The 16,499-nt window shown below is 58.2% G+C and carries 14 protein-coding genes; 8 read left to right on the forward strand and 6 right to left on the reverse strand.

The window, feature by feature from the left end; translation table 11 throughout:
• Nucleotides 1-4: 4 nt before the first annotated feature.
• From Q5Y71_RS00990 to Q5Y71_RS01000, 3 genes are all read right to left on the reverse strand, one after another.
• Nucleotides 5-499 (reverse strand): methylated-DNA--[protein]-cysteine S-methyltransferase, encoded by a 495-nt coding sequence (locus Q5Y71_RS00990; protein WP_306039332.1) that lies wholly within the window; start codon nt 497-499, stop codon nt 5-7.
• Nucleotides 496-1,962, reverse strand: coding sequence for a DNA-3-methyladenine glycosylase 2 family protein (locus Q5Y71_RS00995; protein ID WP_306039334.1), 1,467 nt, complete (start codon nt 1,960-1,962; stop codon nt 496-498). The genes Q5Y71_RS00990 and Q5Y71_RS00995 overlap by 4 nt, the downstream gene beginning before the upstream one ends.
• Before the next feature lie 156 nt (nt 1,963-2,118).
• A complete protein-coding gene (locus Q5Y71_RS01000; protein WP_306039336.1) occupies nt 2,119-2,808 on the reverse strand; it encodes a LexA family transcriptional regulator in 690 nt (229 codons plus the stop codon).
• 87 nt (nt 2,809-2,895) lie between these two features.
• On the opposite strand from Q5Y71_RS01000, the gene Q5Y71_RS01005 reads away from it, so the two are divergent.
• Nucleotides 2,896-3,099 carry a hypothetical protein gene (locus Q5Y71_RS01005; RefSeq protein WP_301414201.1) on the forward strand — a complete coding sequence of 68 codons (204 nt, stop codon included), beginning with the start codon at nt 2,896-2,898 and terminating at the stop codon, nt 3,097-3,099.
• A 590-nt stretch (nt 3,100-3,689) separates the two neighbouring features.
• Here Q5Y71_RS01005 and Q5Y71_RS01010 read toward each other — a convergent pair.
• On the reverse strand, nt 3,690-5,198 hold the full coding sequence (locus Q5Y71_RS01010; protein ID WP_306039338.1) for an alpha-amylase family glycosyl hydrolase: 1,509 nt from the start codon (nt 5,196-5,198) through the stop codon (nt 3,690-3,692).
• Nucleotides 5,199-5,657: 459 nt separating this feature from the next.
• Entirely contained in the window at nt 5,658-6,413 is a 756-nt protein-coding gene (locus tag Q5Y71_RS01015) for a TlyA family RNA methyltransferase (RefSeq protein ID WP_306039339.1), read from the reverse strand.
• A 126-nt stretch (nt 6,414-6,539) separates the two neighbouring features.
• Here Q5Y71_RS01015 and nhaA point away from each other — a divergent pair, with 126 nt between their 5' ends.
• The 5 genes from nhaA to Q5Y71_RS01040 all read left to right on the forward strand — a co-directional run bounded on the left by nhaA (nt 6,540) and on the right by Q5Y71_RS01040 (nt 11,239).
• The gene (gene nhaA / locus Q5Y71_RS01020; protein WP_306039341.1) at nt 6,540-8,003 is read left to right on the forward strand and encodes a Na+/H+ antiporter NhaA; all 1,464 of its coding nucleotides are present in this window, start codon (nt 6,540-6,542) and stop codon (nt 8,001-8,003) included.
• A 2-nt stretch (nt 8,004-8,005) separates the two neighbouring features.
• A complete protein-coding gene (locus Q5Y71_RS01025; RefSeq protein ID WP_306039343.1) occupies nt 8,006-9,373 on the forward strand; it encodes a hypothetical protein in 1,368 nt (455 codons plus the stop codon).
• Between the two features lie 8 nt (nt 9,374-9,381).
• The gene (locus Q5Y71_RS01030; protein WP_371876974.1) at nt 9,382-9,762 is read left to right on the forward strand and encodes an MmcQ/YjbR family DNA-binding protein; all 381 of its coding nucleotides are present in this window, start codon (nt 9,382-9,384) and stop codon (nt 9,760-9,762) included.
• Nucleotides 9,763-9,950: 188 nt separating this feature from the next.
• Entirely contained in the window at nt 9,951-10,805 is an 855-nt protein-coding gene (trxA, locus tag Q5Y71_RS01035; protein ID WP_306039346.1) for a thioredoxin, read from the forward strand.
• Between the two features lie 107 nt (nt 10,806-10,912).
• Nucleotides 10,913-11,239 carry a YqfO family protein gene (locus Q5Y71_RS01040; protein ID WP_306039347.1) on the forward strand — a complete coding sequence of 109 codons (327 nt, stop codon included), beginning with the start codon at nt 10,913-10,915 and terminating at the stop codon, nt 11,237-11,239.
• A 110-nt stretch (nt 11,240-11,349) separates the two neighbouring features.
• Here the strand turns inward: Q5Y71_RS01040 and Q5Y71_RS01045 are convergent, their stop codons facing one another.
• Nucleotides 11,350-11,889, reverse strand: coding sequence for an NUDIX hydrolase (locus Q5Y71_RS01045; RefSeq protein ID WP_301414192.1), 540 nt, complete (start codon nt 11,887-11,889; stop codon nt 11,350-11,352).
• 75 nt (nt 11,890-11,964) lie between these two features.
• Between Q5Y71_RS01045 and Q5Y71_RS01050 the strand changes: the two genes are divergently transcribed.
• A complete protein-coding gene (locus Q5Y71_RS01050; RefSeq protein ID WP_306039349.1) occupies nt 11,965-13,272 on the forward strand; it encodes an efflux RND transporter periplasmic adaptor subunit in 1,308 nt (435 codons plus the stop codon).
• 32 nt (nt 13,273-13,304) lie between these two features.
• Nucleotides 13,305-16,463 (forward strand): efflux RND transporter permease subunit, encoded by a 3,159-nt coding sequence (locus Q5Y71_RS01055; RefSeq protein ID WP_306039350.1) that lies wholly within the window; start codon nt 13,305-13,307, stop codon nt 16,461-16,463.
• Nucleotides 16,464-16,499 lie beyond the last annotated feature (36 nt).

The following is a 16,499-nucleotide window of genomic DNA, read 5'->3' on the forward strand; positions in this document are numbered from 1 at the left end:
CGCATCAGGGGCGCGGAGCTGCAAATTCGGCGCCCTCCAGAGTTAGCAGGTGTGCCTTCAGTGGCAGGCCGCCGGCATAGCCTGTGAGAGTGCCATTGGCGCCGATTACCCGGTGGCAGGGAATCACCACCGCCACGGGGTTGGCGCCATTAGCGCGGGCAACCGCGCGGATGGCCCGCGGTTGCCCCAGCTGCTGTGCCTGCTGGGTATAGTTGCGGGTTTCACCGTAGGGAATCGCCAGCAGTGCCTCCCACACCCGGCGCTGGAATGTGGTGCCGCGAGGTGCCAGGGGCAGGTGGAAGTGCCGCCGCTTTGCCGCCAGGTACTCCCGTAGCTGTTGCGCGGCCCGGTCGGTCAGCGCTGTGGCACCGGGCTGCCAGTCCGCTGCCAAGGGCAGGGGGCGTGTTTTGTGGTGGAATTGCAGTGCGACAACACCGTCTTTGCCGGCGGCGATGTCTACTTCTCCCAGGTCGGTAGTGTAACGCTTGTAATGGATCATCTTCGCTCTCCCGATTTCAATGACTGCCACAGCAACAGGGCGCCGTAGGCGCGCCAGGGTCGCCAGTGCTCGGCCCTTGCCAGAGCCGCTTTGGGTGTTGCTTTTTCATCGGTACTGCCCAGCGCCTGCAAGATACCCAGATCCGAAGCGGGAAAGGCGTCGGGCATGGACAGGCTGCGCATGGCAATATACTGCGCCGTCCAGTCGCCGATGCCCGGCAGTGCAGTGACCTGCTTACACCAGGCGTCGAGGGAGGGCTGGGTAAAATCGATGCGCCCCTCGCGTGTCGCCGCCACAAACCCGCGCAGTGTTTTTGCGCGGCTGCGGGTCAGTCCTAGGCCGGCAAAGTCCGCCTGCGCCAATTGCTCTGGAGTGGGAAACAAACTGCGCTCGGTGCCAGTCTCATCCACAAAAGCGGTCCCATAGCGGGCTACAAGGCGCCCGGCGATGGTGGTGGCTGCGGCCACGCTGATTTGCTGCCCCAAAATCGCTCGCAGGGCAGTCTCAAAGGGGTCCCAGGCGCCGGGCAGGCGCAGCCCCGGCGCCATTTCCAACTGGCGGGCCATGAGGGAATCGCGGCTTAAGACCGCTGCTATTGCACCGCTGTCCGCATCCAGGTCAAACAGGCGGCGCAGGCGCTGGTTGAGCAGGTAGAGACTGGTGGCGCCCCCCTGGCTGCTGGTCTCCACCAGCAGGCGGTGCTGTTTCGGCTCATGGGTCACGCGCAGAACACCGCGGAAGCGGTCCAGTTCAAAACTGCGCTGGTAAACCCCGTCTTCCACCTGCTCCACTCCGGCCAGGGCGCGGGTGCCGAGAAAGGCCAGCATCTGTGGCCAGTGCAGTGGCGGGCGATACTCGAGAGACAGCTGCACTTGTGCGGGTGTGCCCTTTGCCACCCCATCGACACTGCCTACTCTGCGTACCTCCGAGGGGGTGCGCTGGTAGAGCTGCTTAAAGACCCCATTAAAACGCCGCAGGCTGTTAAAGCCCGACGCATAGGCGATCTCGGCGATTGTCAGAGAGGTGTCGCGCAATAAGCGGAAGGCAAACAGCGCGCGCTCTGTTTGCCATACCGCCAGAGGGCGCATCCCCAGGTGTTCGGCGAATAAACGGCGCAGATAGCGGCTGCTGATACCGAGGCGTTCCGCGAGCCTTTCCACAGACTGGGGTTCGCGCTCACTGCGCATTAGCCTCAGCGCCCGCTGCACAGTGGTGGAAACCAGCCCCCAGGCCGGGCTGCCCGGCGCACAATCCGGCCGGCAGCGCAGGCAGGGCCTGAAGCCGGCATCTGCCGCTTCCGCTGCGGTGGCAAAATAGGTGACGTTGCGTTCCAGCGGGGCACGCGCCGGGCAGATGGGACGGCAGAAAATCCCGGTGGTTTTTACCGCAGTGAAAAAGCGCCCATCGAAGCGCCGGTCTCGTGCCTGGCGTGCTCTGGCGCAAATTGCTGTATCGAGTGTCATCGACCCCTCCCGTTTCCGCCTCCCAGTGTATGGCGATGGCAGGGTGGGGACTAGTCAAAAACGGCACTGACGGTAGTATCAATGCCCGCACAGGGGGTTGGGGGTTATGGAGTTGGACTGGTCAACAGCCGGCAGGCTGATGGGCCAGTGCTGTCCCTAGAGGTCGTACAGGACACTTTTGGCCACGCCAATGATTTTGCCGCTGCGGTTCATTTGAATGGGTACATAGGCGGGATTGAGGGATTTCAAATATTGATTGGGCCCGTCTATGACCAGCTTTTTAAGGGTGACTTTTTTGTCACCGGGCAGCCTGGCAGCCACAATGGAGCCGTTCTCGTAGTCGCAGTCCGGGTCCACAACCACGATATATCCCTCCGGGATGGAGAGGCCGTTGGGCGCGGTCATGGCATCTCCTTCCACTTTGAGGGCGAAGGCGCGCGGGCCGACGCGGGTGGTGGTGGGGATCTGCTCTCCGTCTGCCTGGGCACTGCCGTTTTCAAAAGTCTCTGCCCAGGTAACGGCTTTCACCGGCGAAATCAGTGGTACCTGGCGGTAGACTGCACGCGCTGCGGCATCACTGGTGTAGGTGAGTGGGGTTTCCTGAATAAGGTTGCCCGGCGCTGGTTTGCCGCTGTCGGTGAAATACGCTACGGATTTTCCCAGGGCTTTGGCGAGTGCTTGCAGGGTTTCCGCGCGGGCATCCACTTCAGCCCGCAGTATGCGACCGATGGTGGTCTGGCCAACGCCACTGCGTTTTCCCAAAGCCGCCTGGGTAGAGAGGCTGGGGCTGTTTCTCATGGCCAGGTTGAGCCTTGCGGCGATGCGTTTTCTGAGCTGGTGTTTCATACCGCTATATTGCCATATATGGCTAACCGTGTATGGCTTGACATTTGAGCCCAATATGGCTAATTTAGCCTTAAATGGGGGACTCCGATGGATACAGGTGGTGACTTGCTTGAAAAAGTCAGGGCGCAACTGCGGGAGCGCCGGGGCCAGTGGAAAGAAATTTCCGAGCGCTCTGGCGTGCCTTACTTCACCCTGATCAAAATCGCCAACGGTGCCACCGAGAACCCCCGTTGGAGAACCCTGGCGCGACTATCGGAACAACTGTCCCGAGAGCCGGCCACGCCACAGTGAGAAACCGCGCCGCAGGTGTGGATTGGCTGATTCAGTGACCGGGCGTTGGCACTCTGTCTGAGGGGGCCAGGCAGGCGCGAAATGCTTATGGGCATGTCCTCTATACAGGGCGGCAAACGGTTTTTACGTGGTTGTCGTCCGGGTTCGGTTGAGGTGACGGGATGGGGAGACACCTGCCCAGTGGTGTGACAGCCGGGAGAGACCGGCATTGAGTAAGTGCAGCCTCCCGTAGTGCGGGGCAGAGTAACCCTGCGGGGGGTATCCAATGGCACGACACGACCGCGCACACTCTGCCTGATTCGCGGGGAAACGGTGCCAAGGGCGATTGCCCCGAGCCGGTGGAAGGCCGGCACCTCGCAGCATTTGATTAAAATGTAAGCGATCAAGTCCCCCCCCACCTGGAGGACCAATCGGATTTATTTACTCTCCTGATTTTTAATGGTCAGGGGATTCAAATGGCTACTCAGGGAGAATCCGGTTTCTGGTCGCAGCACATCCGTGCCTGGAACAACGGCGATCTGTCCCCGGTAATGCACTGCAGCGACATGGCACCCGGCAACCTGGGTGGTTGCCGAACTCAAGCGGCCGGATTATTCCCGTTCCGGAGTGACGCCCAGCAGAAGCAGGTCGCTGTCCGTGTCGAAATGAACGCGCCCCTGGACCACCGGGCTCTCAGTGCCGGAGTAGTAGTCCTTGAGCAGGGTGCCATCGGCAAACAGGCCGTACACCGGTAGGGATTTTTTGCCGGTTTCAACGCCGAGGGCGACCAGTACCGGGGGTTCCCCCTCCAGAGTGCGTGAGAAGGTGTAGGGTTGATCCGCCAGTTTGCTGTGTTCGCCGGCCCCCAGTGCCAGATTGGCGCGACGGAACTGTCCCAGTTTGCGCCAGTGGTCGAGCAGTGCCTGGGTAGTTTTGCGCTCCAGGTCTTGCCAGTTCATCAAACTGCGCATAGAGGCATCGCCGCCGGCATTTTTCACAATCATCGGCCGGGCAATTTCATCGCCGTAATAGATCTGCGCAGCGCCCGGCGCCAGCATCAATTTGAGGGCCGCCGCCCTGGGTTGTTTGCGCTCGCGGTCGAAAGAGTGGTGATCGTCGTGCGAGCCCAGGTAGTTGAGTACGCCCAGTCCATCCAGGGCGCCTCCGTGCAGGGCGGAAGAGTAGCGTGAAAATATAGCTTGCGGGGATTGTGCAGCGTGCTGCGCAAAGCCCATATTGATCAGGCTGTCGAATCCATAGGCAAAGAAATCCACTTGCCGGTCGCCAAAATCGTACACTCTGCCTTTGGTGGGCCCGAAATCATCGACGCCGAAATGGTAGACCTCCCCCAGCATAAAGAAGCTGCGGTCGTCGAGCTTCTTATCCGGATTGTCTGCTTTCCACTGTGCCAGTGCCAGGCTGGCCTCTCTCTTCAGTACTGCCCAGATTTCCGGTTCCACATGCTTGGCCGTGTCCACACGGAAGCCGTTCACTCCGTATTCCCGCACCCAGTCTGTGAGCCACTTGACGATGTAATACTTGGGCGCGCGCGGGTAACCGGTGCGCGCAAAGAATGCGTCCAATTCGCGCTGTTCCCGCTGCAGGCGCCCCTCTCTGCGCCATTTGGCCAACAGGTGCGGGGGCAGATCCACCGGCTGCTCGCTGCCTGTGCGGATATCCGGCAGATTGCTGGTGAGGGCACAGTGAACATTACCGGCAAAGTTGTTCCAGTCGCATACCGGTGTGGTGCGCACCCAGGCCGCGGGCCACAGGGGGTCCCGCTTGGTGACCGGGCCCGTATGGTTCAAAACTACTGGGGACATCCACAGGGCGGTTACACCCAGGTCGCGAAAATAACCAGTTTCCAGCTTGTCGAGCAGACCCCGGAGATCGCCACCGGCAAAACCCCGCAGCAGCTCGGCATCGTCTTTGCGCCCGTAAGCGCGGTCGTTGCCCGGATCGCCGTTGGCAAAGCGATCCGGCAACAGGAAATAGATGCTCGCATTGCGCCAGAAAGGATCCACCTGCGCCCCAGCCATCGCTTTTTCCGTGGCAGTCGCCCCTGCACCACCCAACCCTGTCAGACAGAGTGCGGCAGCCATGCTGACCAGCTTTTTCATTATTCTATTCTCTCAAATTGCCTCTCATCGCTGTTCCACTCTAACGCGGGAACCTGTCGACGCCTCCCCCCGGGGGGAGGCGTAGAACGAATTTCACTGCGAGAAAGACCTTTTCGTGACAGGGAAAAAGACCCATCAGGCCCGTTTGAGGCTTTTTTATGGACTTCACGGATATTCCATGAAATTTAAAACTGGTATGGATTATTGCTATCCGCTCAATAGGTATCGTAATTCTCTGTGATATTGAAGTTGGCCGCAAAGTGGGAATTGTGCACTTTTTGAGTTTCACTCTAAGTTGCAGTTCATTATTAAGCGGCCTGAACTGGTCACCTCTCTCTTCGTGTCTCACCCATGCTTTAAATTTAAGGCCACTTAAATTCGGGTTATGTGCTTTGGCCGCATACGGCTTTTAAAGCGTGAATCAAAGGAAAAACCGCAGTTTCAAAACCGGCTGCCTTTTCAAGCAGGCACTGCCCACAGTAAAAACTCCCGGTTGCCATCGCCGCCCTGAATCGGGCTCTCGATATATTCCCTGATTTCGAGTCCCAGCGAAAGAATCAAACGGGTTATTCGTTCACGCACTGGGCGGTAGAGTTTGGCATCGCGCACCAGACCACGTTTTCCGATGCCCGCGGGGCCCACTTCGAACTGGGGTTTAACCAGACTTATCAGTTGTCCGGAGGGTTTCAACAATGGGGGTAGCTGCGGCAGGATCAGCAATTGGGAAATAAAGGAAACATCTACCACGATGGCGTCGAAGCCGTTGTCTGCGTAAGGTGTTATTTGGGAAGCTGCCAGTTGGCGGGCGTTAACCCCCTCGAATAAATGCATGCGTGGATCGTCGAGCAGTTTCTGCGCCAACTGGCCCTGTCCCACATCCACCCCTACCACCGAGGCGGCACCACGCTGCAACAGGCAGTCACTGAAACCACCGGTGGAGCAGCCCACATCCAGCGCCTCCCAGCCTTTGGGATTCAGCCCGGTGTGGTCGAGAATCGCGGCCAGTTTCAAACCGGCGCGGGACACGAACCGGTCCTCTGGCAGGGGGCTGACTTCCAGCGTGCAGAGCGCACTGACGGATTGCCCCGCTTTGCGGGCGGGTGTTAGGGAGCCACCCTCCGAAATCAGAACCCTGCCCGCATCCACCAGCTTTTTGGCGTGGGTGCGGGAATTGGCGAGGTTGCGCTGTACAAGGAGTTGGTCCAGGCGGGTCATGGGTGGTTGTGAAATCCTGACAGGATGGTTAAGGATAAAGAGGGCATGCTAACCTCTGGCACCGGTAGGTAGAAGAGCAGCCCTGGTTTTTGTGGGGCCAAACCTGGCAAAAGAGGATGTCAGCCAATGGCAAAAAGCATTTTGGATAAGTTCAAGATTCGCAAGGGAAAAGTCTTTGAGGCGCCCCTGGAAGGGGCCTTTGGGCGCCTGGTGACCCCCTTTGAGGAATTTATCCATCGCCAAAGCAGCAGTGGCATTTTACTGATGCTTTCTGCGCTGGCGGCACTGATTATCGCCAACTCCCCTCTGCAGGAGGGCTACAAGCACCTGCTGTATATGCCGATCAGCCTCAATGCCGGGGACTGGGTGTTCTCCCTTTCCCTGCACCACTGGATCAACGATGGTCTGATGGCGATCTTTTTCTTCCTCGTGGGCCTGGAGTTAAAGCGTGAATTCATGGTGGGCGAGCTGTCCGATCTGCGCCAGGCGGTCCTGCCGGTAATGGCGGCGATTGGGGGTATGCTGGTGCCGGCCATGATTTACGGCGCCTTTAATGTCGGCGGCGCGGGAGAGCGCGGTTGGGGCATCCCCATGGCCACGGATATCGCTTTTGCTGTGGGCTGTATTGCGCTGCTGGGCAATCGTGTGCCCCGTGCAGTGGTGACCTTTCTGGTGGCTCTCGCGATTGTGGATGACCTGGGCGCAATTCTGGTGATTGCGATCTGGTATACCGAACAGGTGAATATTGCGGCGCTGATTGCAGCGGGCAGCCTTATCGTGATTATGTGGCTGTTGAAAGCGGCGGGCGTACGCCGCTCTCCGGCTTATGTATTTGTGGGGATATTACTCTGGTATGAGTTTCACCTGGCCGGAGTGCATGCCACCATTGCCGGTGTGATTACCGCCATGGCGTTACCGGCCAAGCCGAAGTATGATCCGGTGGCCTTCAGTACCTTTGTGAAAGATATTATCCGCAGTTTCGACCGCTGCTTTCGCCCCGGTGACAAAATCATTGCCAATGACGCCTTGCGCGCACGTGTGATGGCCCTTGGCAACGGGGTAAACCTGGCCCAGTCGCCCCTGCAGCGCATGGAAACCCGCCTGCATATTCCGGTGGGCTTTCTGGTGATTCCCATTTTTGCCCTGGCCAATGCGGGTATTCCCTTCGACAGCTTTACCAGCTCCACTGCAGTCGTCAACCCAGTGACATTGGGGGTTATTGCGGGGTTGGTTTTGGGCAAACTGGTGGGCATTGTGGGGGCCACCTGGATCGGTTGGAAACTGGGTTGGGGTCGGCTGCCCAAGTCGGCGAACTTCCAGCATATTGTCGGGGTGGCGCTGCTCGGTGGGATCGGTTTCACCATGTCTATTTTTATTGCCGAGTTGGCCTTCAGCAGCCAGTACGACCTGCTGATCCAGGCCAAGGCGGGCATTCTGCTGGCTTCGGTAATCGCCGGCATTGCCGGTTTTTTGGTACTGCGCAATGCGCCGGTGAGTGGGGAATTTGAGCCGGGGATGGAAGAGGATCAGCGCGAGACGGAGGACGGAATGGTGTCAAAACAAGAACGAAACAATTCTGGAGAGCGATAATCATGAAGCGAGTGGTAAATGGGTTGCGCTTGTGGCTTTTGCTGATAGCGGTACTCTTCCTGAGCGCCTGCGAAGGCAAACGCAGCGGGGAAACGGGGGTGGACACCGAGCAGGCCGCAGTGGGGCAGGTGGCAGATGGGGAAAATGCAGGCACGGCCATGGACAACATCGCCACGGAGTACGTACAGTTGGTATTGGCACTGGGCAACCACGACAAGCACTACGTGGATGCCTACTACGGCCCGGCGGCATGGCGGGAGCAGGCGGCCCTCAACGGGATGAGCCCGACACAGATTGCCGAGCGTGGCCGGGAGCTGCAGCAGCAGTTACCGGCACAGGCAGAAATACAGGGGTCTAGTAATGACCTGCGCCGGCACTATTTGAAAACCCAATTGCGTGCCCTGGTGGCTCACGCGCGCAGCCTCGCCGGGTTGGATGCGCGCAGTTTTGCCAATGAGGCACGCCTACTCTACGATACCGAGCCCCCCAAACAGGAGCTTGCCAGTTTCGAACCCCTACTGCGGGAACTGGACAGGCTGCTGCCGGGAGACCAGTCCCTGACTACGCGGGTGCAGGCGTTCCGGCGGGGATTTGAAATACCCACAGACAAACTGCAGGCGGTGTTCGAGGCGGCCATTGAGGAGTGCCGGCGGCGCACCAAAGCGCATATTTCCCTGCCGCGCAACGAACACTTTGTGCTGGAATATGTCAGCGACAAACCCTGGAGTGGCTACAACTGGTACCAGGGCGGCGCCCGGAGCCTGATTCAGCTCAATCGGGGCCTGCCGATCACCATTGATCGCGCCATCGACCTGGGTTGCCACGAAGGCTATCCCGGTCACCACACCTACAATGCGCTGCTGGAGCAGTCGCTGGTGAAGGCGCGCGGCTGGGTGGAATACAGTGTCTATCCACTATTCAGCCCACAGTCGCTGATTGCAGAAGGGAGTGCCAATTATGGCATCGACCTGGCCTTCCCCGACGGGGAGAAGACCCGCTTTGAAAGGGAAGTGCTCTTTCCTCTGGCGGGCCTGGACCCGGACAGTGCTGGGAAATACGACCAGGTGATGGTGCTGGTGGAGAAACTCGGTTTTGCCGGCAATGAAATTGCGCGCCAGTATATCGATGGTGAGATCGAAGGCGACCAAGTGGCACCGTTGTTTGAGCAGTACACCCTGATGAGTCCGGCCAAGGCAAAGCAGCGCAAAGACTTTCTCGACGCCTATGGCGCTTATGTGATCAACTATAACTGGGGCAAGAAACTGGTGGCGGATTATGTGGAAAATGGCGCAATGGATGCCGATGAGCGCTGGCAGCGATTTGCCAGGCTGCTGTCCTCGCCGCGTCTGCCCTCCTCCCTGAACTGGTAGAAAATATGATACAGAGAGCGGTATTGCGGGATTACCTGCTTTCCCGCCCCGAGGCTACGGAGGACTTTCCCTTTGGCCCGGCGGTGTCGGTGTTTAAAATCCGGGGTAGGATGTTTGCCACGCTCGATGACTATCGCGGGGTGGATGCCACCAATTTAAAGTGCGATCCGGGTGAGGCCCAGGCCCTGCGGGATATCTTTTCCGGTGTACTGCCTGGGTACCATATGAACAAGAAACACTGGAATACCGTATTGCTGGATGGCAGTGTGCCGGACTTTGAAATCGAGCGGATGGCGGACCGATCCTACGGGCTGGTGGTGACGGGCCTGCGCAAGGCGGAGCGGCAATCCCTGGAACTGGCTTACGGCGAGGAGCATCTGTACCGCTAGTGGCGCTGCTGGCAAATCCGTCGCGGACACTGGTGCTGACTATTACACTCCAGGCAGCTCCATGCACTTGCCCTGCCATGCAAGGATGGCGATCGAAGAGATTCTTTAAAACCGGCTTAATCGCCGGGCAGATATTCAACAGATTCCCTGTAAAATGAAACCTGGACAAACCCAACTCAGGAGCGGTTGTGAACGAATTTATTGTCGATGTAACAGCGGAGAGCGCCCAGCAAATACTGATTGAGGAATCCATGCAGCGCCCGGTGGTGGTGGATTTCTGGGCTGACTGGTGTGAGCCCTGCAAGCAATTGATGCCGGTGCTGGAAAAACTGGCGAATGAGTACGCCGGCCAGTTCCTGCTGGCCAAGGTGAATGCGGACAGCGAGCAGATGCTCGCGGGGCAATTGGGCGTGCGCAGCCTGCCCACCGTGATGTTACTCAAAGACGGCCAGCCGGTGGATGGCTTCGCCGGTGTGCAGCCGGAATCACAAATTCGCGAAATGCTCGACAAGTACCTGCCCAAACCCTGGGATATCAAACTGCAGCAGGCCCAGGCATTGATCGCCGAGGGGAAACAGGGTGCGGCCCTGCCGCTATTGCGTGAGGCGTACAGGGAATCCAGCGAGCGTGAGGATATTGCCAAGCAGCTGGCGGCGCTATTACTCGAGCAGAACCGCACTCAGGAGGCTGACACGGTATTGGGGAAAATCCTGCTCGCCGATCAGGATGCCGAATACCAGCAACTGATGGCGCAACTGGAATTAAAGCAGCAGGCGGCGGATACACCGGAAATCCAGGCCCTGCAGAAAACACTACGGGACAATCCCCAAAACGGCGACGCCGCCTACCAACTGGCGGTGCAGTACAGCCAGGCTGACCGCCATCAGGAGGCCCTGGAGCTGCTGCTGGATATTCTGCGCCGGGATATGCACTTTGCAGACGGCGCTGCCAAGCAGACATTTCTGGATATCGTGAAAAGCCTGGGCGCTGGAGATCCTGTTGCCACCCAGTACCAGCGCAAACTGATGACCATGATGTTCTAAATGTACCTATAAACAGCGTTTGGCCGGGAGAAGCAGGGTCTGAACTGCCCCGGTTTTTTACTGGCACACCGCGATGCAGTGCGCTGTTTCCAACGTGGTATTATTCAATGTACAAGCTTTGTCTCTATATTCCCGAAACGCACTTGGCCGTGGTTAAACAAGCGCTGTTTACAGCGGGTGCCGGGCGTATGGGAGATTATGATCACTGTTGCTGGCAGGTACTGGGCAGCGGCCAGTTCCGCCCACAGCCAGGCAGCCGGCCGTTTTTGGGTGAATCCGGGCAGGTGGAGGAGGTGGCGGAGTACCGGGTGGAAATGGTGTGTGCTGAAACCTGTGTGGATGCGGTGCTGGCGGCCCTGTATGAAGCGCATCCCTACGAGGAGCCGGCCTTTGACCTGTGGCCGCTGGATGCGCGCTGTGGCCCGCGCCGCTGACAGCCGGCGCCCGGTTCTGGTGCTTTTGTCAGTCAGGGCACCAAGCGTCGGGTGTTATTTCACACAAACTTCCCGGGGGCACATGGTGGCCCTATCACAGAGAGGATCATTTACAGCTTTCGCGAGATGACGCCCCGGTGCAGCGGGTAATGCCCCAGTTGGCTGTCCTCGAAATAATGCTCGAGCGTTTTGTGCATGATGGGGAAGGCGATCTCCGGCCAGGGAATCTCCCCTTTGCGAAACAGTGCCACCTCCAAGGATTCCGGTCCCGGTCCAAAATTGGTGTCTGTCAATTCACCGCGGTACATCAGGTAGACCTGATTGATATGGGGAATATCGTAGACCGAGTAGAGGTCGTCCATACGGATGTTGGCACGTGCTTCTTCCCATGATTCCCGTAGTGCCCCCTCTTCACTGGTTTCGCCGTTTTCCATGAAACCGGCAGGCAGGGTCCAGCGCCCGCGGCGGGGTTCAATAGCGCGTCGGCACAGCATGACCCGGTCTCCGAGATAAGGCAGTACACCCACAATCACCCGAGGGTTGATGTAGTGTATGGCGCCGCAGTTGCTGCACAGGTGGCGGGGGCGGTCGTCGCCTTTGGGGATAGAAAATGTGACGGCATCGCTGCCGCAGCGGCTACAAAATTTCATGACGTCAGTATACCCATGCGGGATTCCAACGCCAGCCTGCCGACTTTTTGACGCCTATAGTTGTTAGAAACCCTGGTGTACAAAGGCGGTCCCCAGTCTGCCATGGCGCGTATTGTATTTTTTGGGCTTGTGTTAGTTGTCTTGTGCGCCTGCGGTGACAGAGATAAGCAACAAAAGCCGCCCCCGCCGCCTCCGGTGGAGGTACTGGTGGTGCGTGAGCAGCCGGTCATTCCACGCTTTGAATTTGTCGGCCGGGTAGAAGCCACCGACGAATATAAAGTGCGCCCAAGGGTACAGGGTTACATTCAGAGCCGGCACTTTCAGGAGGGAGATACCGTTGTAAAGGGCCAGTTGCTGTTCGAGATAGACCCTCGCCCCTTTATCGCGGAACTGGACAACCAGAGCGCCAATCTGGAGCGGTCCAGGGCCGCACTGCGGGTCGCCGAGCGCAATTTCCGCCGCGGTCGCACACTGATTGCCACCGGTGCCATCAGCCAGGTACAGATGGATGAGTTGATGGGCACGTATGAAGAGACAAAATCTCAGGTCGATGCAGATCGGGCCAAGGTGGAAAGTGCCCGGCTGGACCTCTCCTACACCAAGATCTACGCCCCCCTGACCGGGCGCATCGGGCGCACCGAATTTACCGAAGGTTCCCTGGTGGGCCCCGAATCGGATCCGCTGACCACCATTGTCAAGATGAATCCCATTTATGTGCTGTTCGAGGTGCCGGAGGACCAACTTTACGCCGTGCAGGTGGATACGCAAAGGCGGCGCCGGGCAGGGCTTTTGCCGATAGGGCTGGATGTCCGTATTGAGCTGCCGGATGGCAACTTTTACCCCTACCGGGGCGAGATCGTATTTATCGACAACCAGATTGACCAGACTACCGGCTCTGTTGCGGTGCGCGCACTCTTCCCCAATCCGGGCCAATTGCTGGTGCAGGGGCAGTTTGCACGGGTGTCCATCCGGGTATTTACCGGCAGCGAGGCTCTTAAACCCCTGGTGCCACAAGCGGCGGTACAGGAGGACATGCAGGGTCGCTACGTATTTGTGTTGGGCGAGAAGAATATTGCACTCAAGCGCTATTTGGTTCTGGGGCAGCGGGAGGGGGAACTTTGGGCCGTGAACCAGGGGCTGGTTGCCGGAGAGTCGGTGATCGTCAACGGATTGCAGCGGGTAGTGGCGGATAAACCGGTGACACCGCAGAATACTCCGCGCGATCCTTACGATGCCCGGGCGCAGCCCGCAGCACCCGCCAGAAACGGGGAGTTTCCGGCTGACCCCGGTGCCGGCAGCCAGGAGGTGATTGAAATGCTGCCGGGCATCCGCATTGATAGCGAGTATCCCCAGCCTGAAGGAGCGGTCGATGATTACAAGTAGCCCGATATGGCCGCGGGCCGCTTAGCTGTTGTATGATCAGTGCGTTTTGCATCCGGCGGCCCCGTTTTGCCTTTGTGATTTCGATTCTGATTGCCCTGGCAGGAATATTGTCTCTGCCCCTGTTGCCTGTAGCGCAGTTTCCAGAAATTACCCCCGCCACCATCAATGTCGCCACTACCTATGCGGGCGCCAGTGCCGAGGTGATGCGCGACAGTGTCGCTGTGCCTATCGAATCCCAGGTGAATGGGGTAGAGGGCATGGAGTATATGTCCTCCACAAGTGGGAATGATGGCACCTACAGCCTGACCGTCACATTTAAATCCGGCTACGACGATGATATCGCCCAGGTGAATGTGCAAAACCGGGTAGAGCAGGCCATGCCGCAATTGCCCGAGGATGTAAAGCGGGATGGCGTTGTCGTCTCCAAACAGAGCACCACGCTGCTGCTGGTGGTAAATCTCTTTTCCCCGGAACAAAAATTTGATGAATTGTTTTTGGCCAATTATGCCGAGATTTATTTAAAGGATGAGCTGGCCCGCGTGCTGGGGGTGAGCAGCGTTGTGATTTTTGGCTCGCGCAACTACGCCATGCGCTTGTGGCTCAATCCGAACCGCATGGCCTCACTGGATGTCACCGTGCAGGATGTCGTTGATGCGGTACAGGCGCAGAATATTCAGGTGGCCGCAGGACAGATCGGCTCGCCGCCGATCCGCACAGACCAGCAGTTTCAGTATAATATTCTCGTACAGGGGCGCCTGGTCGATCCCAAGCAGTTTGAGGAAATCACCATCCGCGCCAAGCCTGATGGTGCCATGGTGAAAGTGAAGGATGTGGCCAGGGTGGAGCTGGGCAGTGAATCCTATGCCTCTTACGGCCAGTTGGACAATCAGCCCTCTGCGGTTATCGGTGTGTACCAGTTGCCCGATGCCAATGCCCTGGAGGTGGCCGAAGGCATCAAAGAGAAGGTGGCACAGCTTTCCCAGCGTTTCCCGAAGGGACTGACCGCCGAAGTGCTCTACGATACCACGCTGTTTGTGGAGGCTTCTGTCAAAGAGGTTGTGGAGACGCTCTTTATTGCCCTGATCCTGGTTATCCTGGTGGTGTTTCTGTTTTTACAGGACTGGCGCTCCACCCTGATCCCTGCGATTGCAATACCCGTTTCCCTGGTGGGCACCTTTGCCCTGATGCTTGCCCTTGGTTTGACCATCAATACCATCACGCTTTTTGCTCTGATTCTCGCCATCGGCATAGTGGTGGATGATGCGATTATCGTAGTGGAAAACACCCAGCGCCTGATGGGAGAAGGGTTGGCACCGAAAGAGGCTGCGCTGGAATCCATGCGTGAGGTAACCGGCCCGGTGATTGCCACCACCCTGGTGCTGTTTGCGGTGTTTGTGCCGGTGATGCTGATGCCGGGAATTACCGGAAAAATGTACCAGCAGTTTGCCATCACCATTTCCATGGCGGTGGCGATTTCCTCCATCAACGCGCTTACCTTGAGCCCCGCACTGTGTGCCAGCATCCTGAAGGCGGGAGCAAAAGACGAGATGGCGGGGATCAGGGAAACCGGGCTGTTTGGCTTTTTTAACAAGTTCCTGCACCGCGCTACCAATTTTTATGCAGGTCTGGTAAAGGCCTGTGTCGGGCTGCCACTGGTGGGGATCGCCTCAATCCTGGGGATTTTCCTCCTCACTTACTGGCTGTTCGCCCATGTTCCCACCGGCTTTATCCCCGATGAGGATCAGGGTACCTTTACTCTGCACGTGCAGTTGCCGGACGGTTCCTCCCTGGAGAGAACAGGCCCGGTGGTCAACCAGGTCACGGATATTTTGCTGGAGGAACCTGCCATGGCCCATGTGGTGGCTGTGCCGGGATACAACCAACTGACCAGCAGTGCCTCTTCCAATACCGCGATGATGTTTGCTGTACTCAAACCCTGGGAAGAGCGCACCAGCAGCGAGGACCACCAGTTTGCCATTATGGAGCGCCTGCAAAAAAAGCTGGAGGCCATTCCCAATGCGCAGATTATGCCCTTCGCCATTCCACCACTGCCCGGTATTGGTACGGTGGGCGGTTTCGAGTTTGTGTTGGAAGATCTGCAGGGGCGCAGTATTCTGGAGTTGTCCCAGGTACTGTTCGATCTGCTCGGCAATGCCAACCAGAGACCGGAAATTGCCCAGGCATTTACCAGTTATCAGGCCAGTACCCCGCAGCTGGAACTCACTCTGGATAAGGAAAAAGCCCATGTGCTCGGCGTGCCCCTGCCACAAGTCTATTTCACCTTGCAGACACTGCTCGGGGGCTATTACATCAATGACTTTAACCTCTACGGCAAAGTGTTTCGGGTGATTGCCCAGGCAGATGCACAATTTCGCGACGAAGAGGAAAACCTGGCAGGCTTTTATGTGCGCGCCAACAGCGGTGGCCTGGTGCCGGTGACCTCCGTGGCCACCATCACACCCGTTGTGGCGCCCCAGACCATCACGCGCTACAACCTGTACAACAGTATCACCATTAACGGCGCCCCGACCCCCGGCTTTTCCAGCGGCCAGGCCATGGACGCTATGGAAGCGCTGGCGCAGAACCTGCCGGAAGGCTACGGCTACGAGTGGACTGGTATCAGTTTTCAGGAGGTTACCGCGGGTAACCTGGTGCCGATACTCTTCAGCCTGGCCATTGTATTTGTGTACCTGTTTCTGGTGGCCCAGTACGAGAGCTGGAGCATTCCTTGCGCCGTTTTGTTATGTGTGCCCATCGCCATCAGCGGTGCCATGCTGATGGTCTGGCTCGCGGGTTCCATCAACAACCTCTACACCCAGATTGGCCTGGTACTGTTGATCGGTATGGCGGCAAAGAGCGCCATTTTGATTGTCGAGTTTGCCTGTGTGGAAAGGGATAAGGGCAAGTCTATAGCCGAGGCAGCGCTTTCTGCTACCCGACTGCGTTTTCGCGCGGTGTTAATGACGGCCATATCATTTATTCTCGGAGTGGTGCCTTTGCTGGTAGCCACCGGGGCCGGTGCCGTCAGCCGCGTTTCTCTGGGCTTGGTGGTTTTTGGCGGCATGTTGGCTGCCAGTTTGTTTGCCACGTTGCTGGTGCCGGTCTACTACGCAATGGTGCAGGGGGTGCGCGAAAAACTGAAGGGGGGTTACCAGCCCCAGAACCTGCAAAATCCCGCAGCAGGTGAATGATGCCACCAGGTGTTTGTTACTGTGCTGAGAAGTAGA

It is taken from the genome of Microbulbifer sp. 2205BS26-8 (genome assembly GCF_030731025.1).
Lineage (GTDB): Bacteria > Pseudomonadota > Gammaproteobacteria > Pseudomonadales > Cellvibrionaceae > Microbulbifer > Microbulbifer spongiae.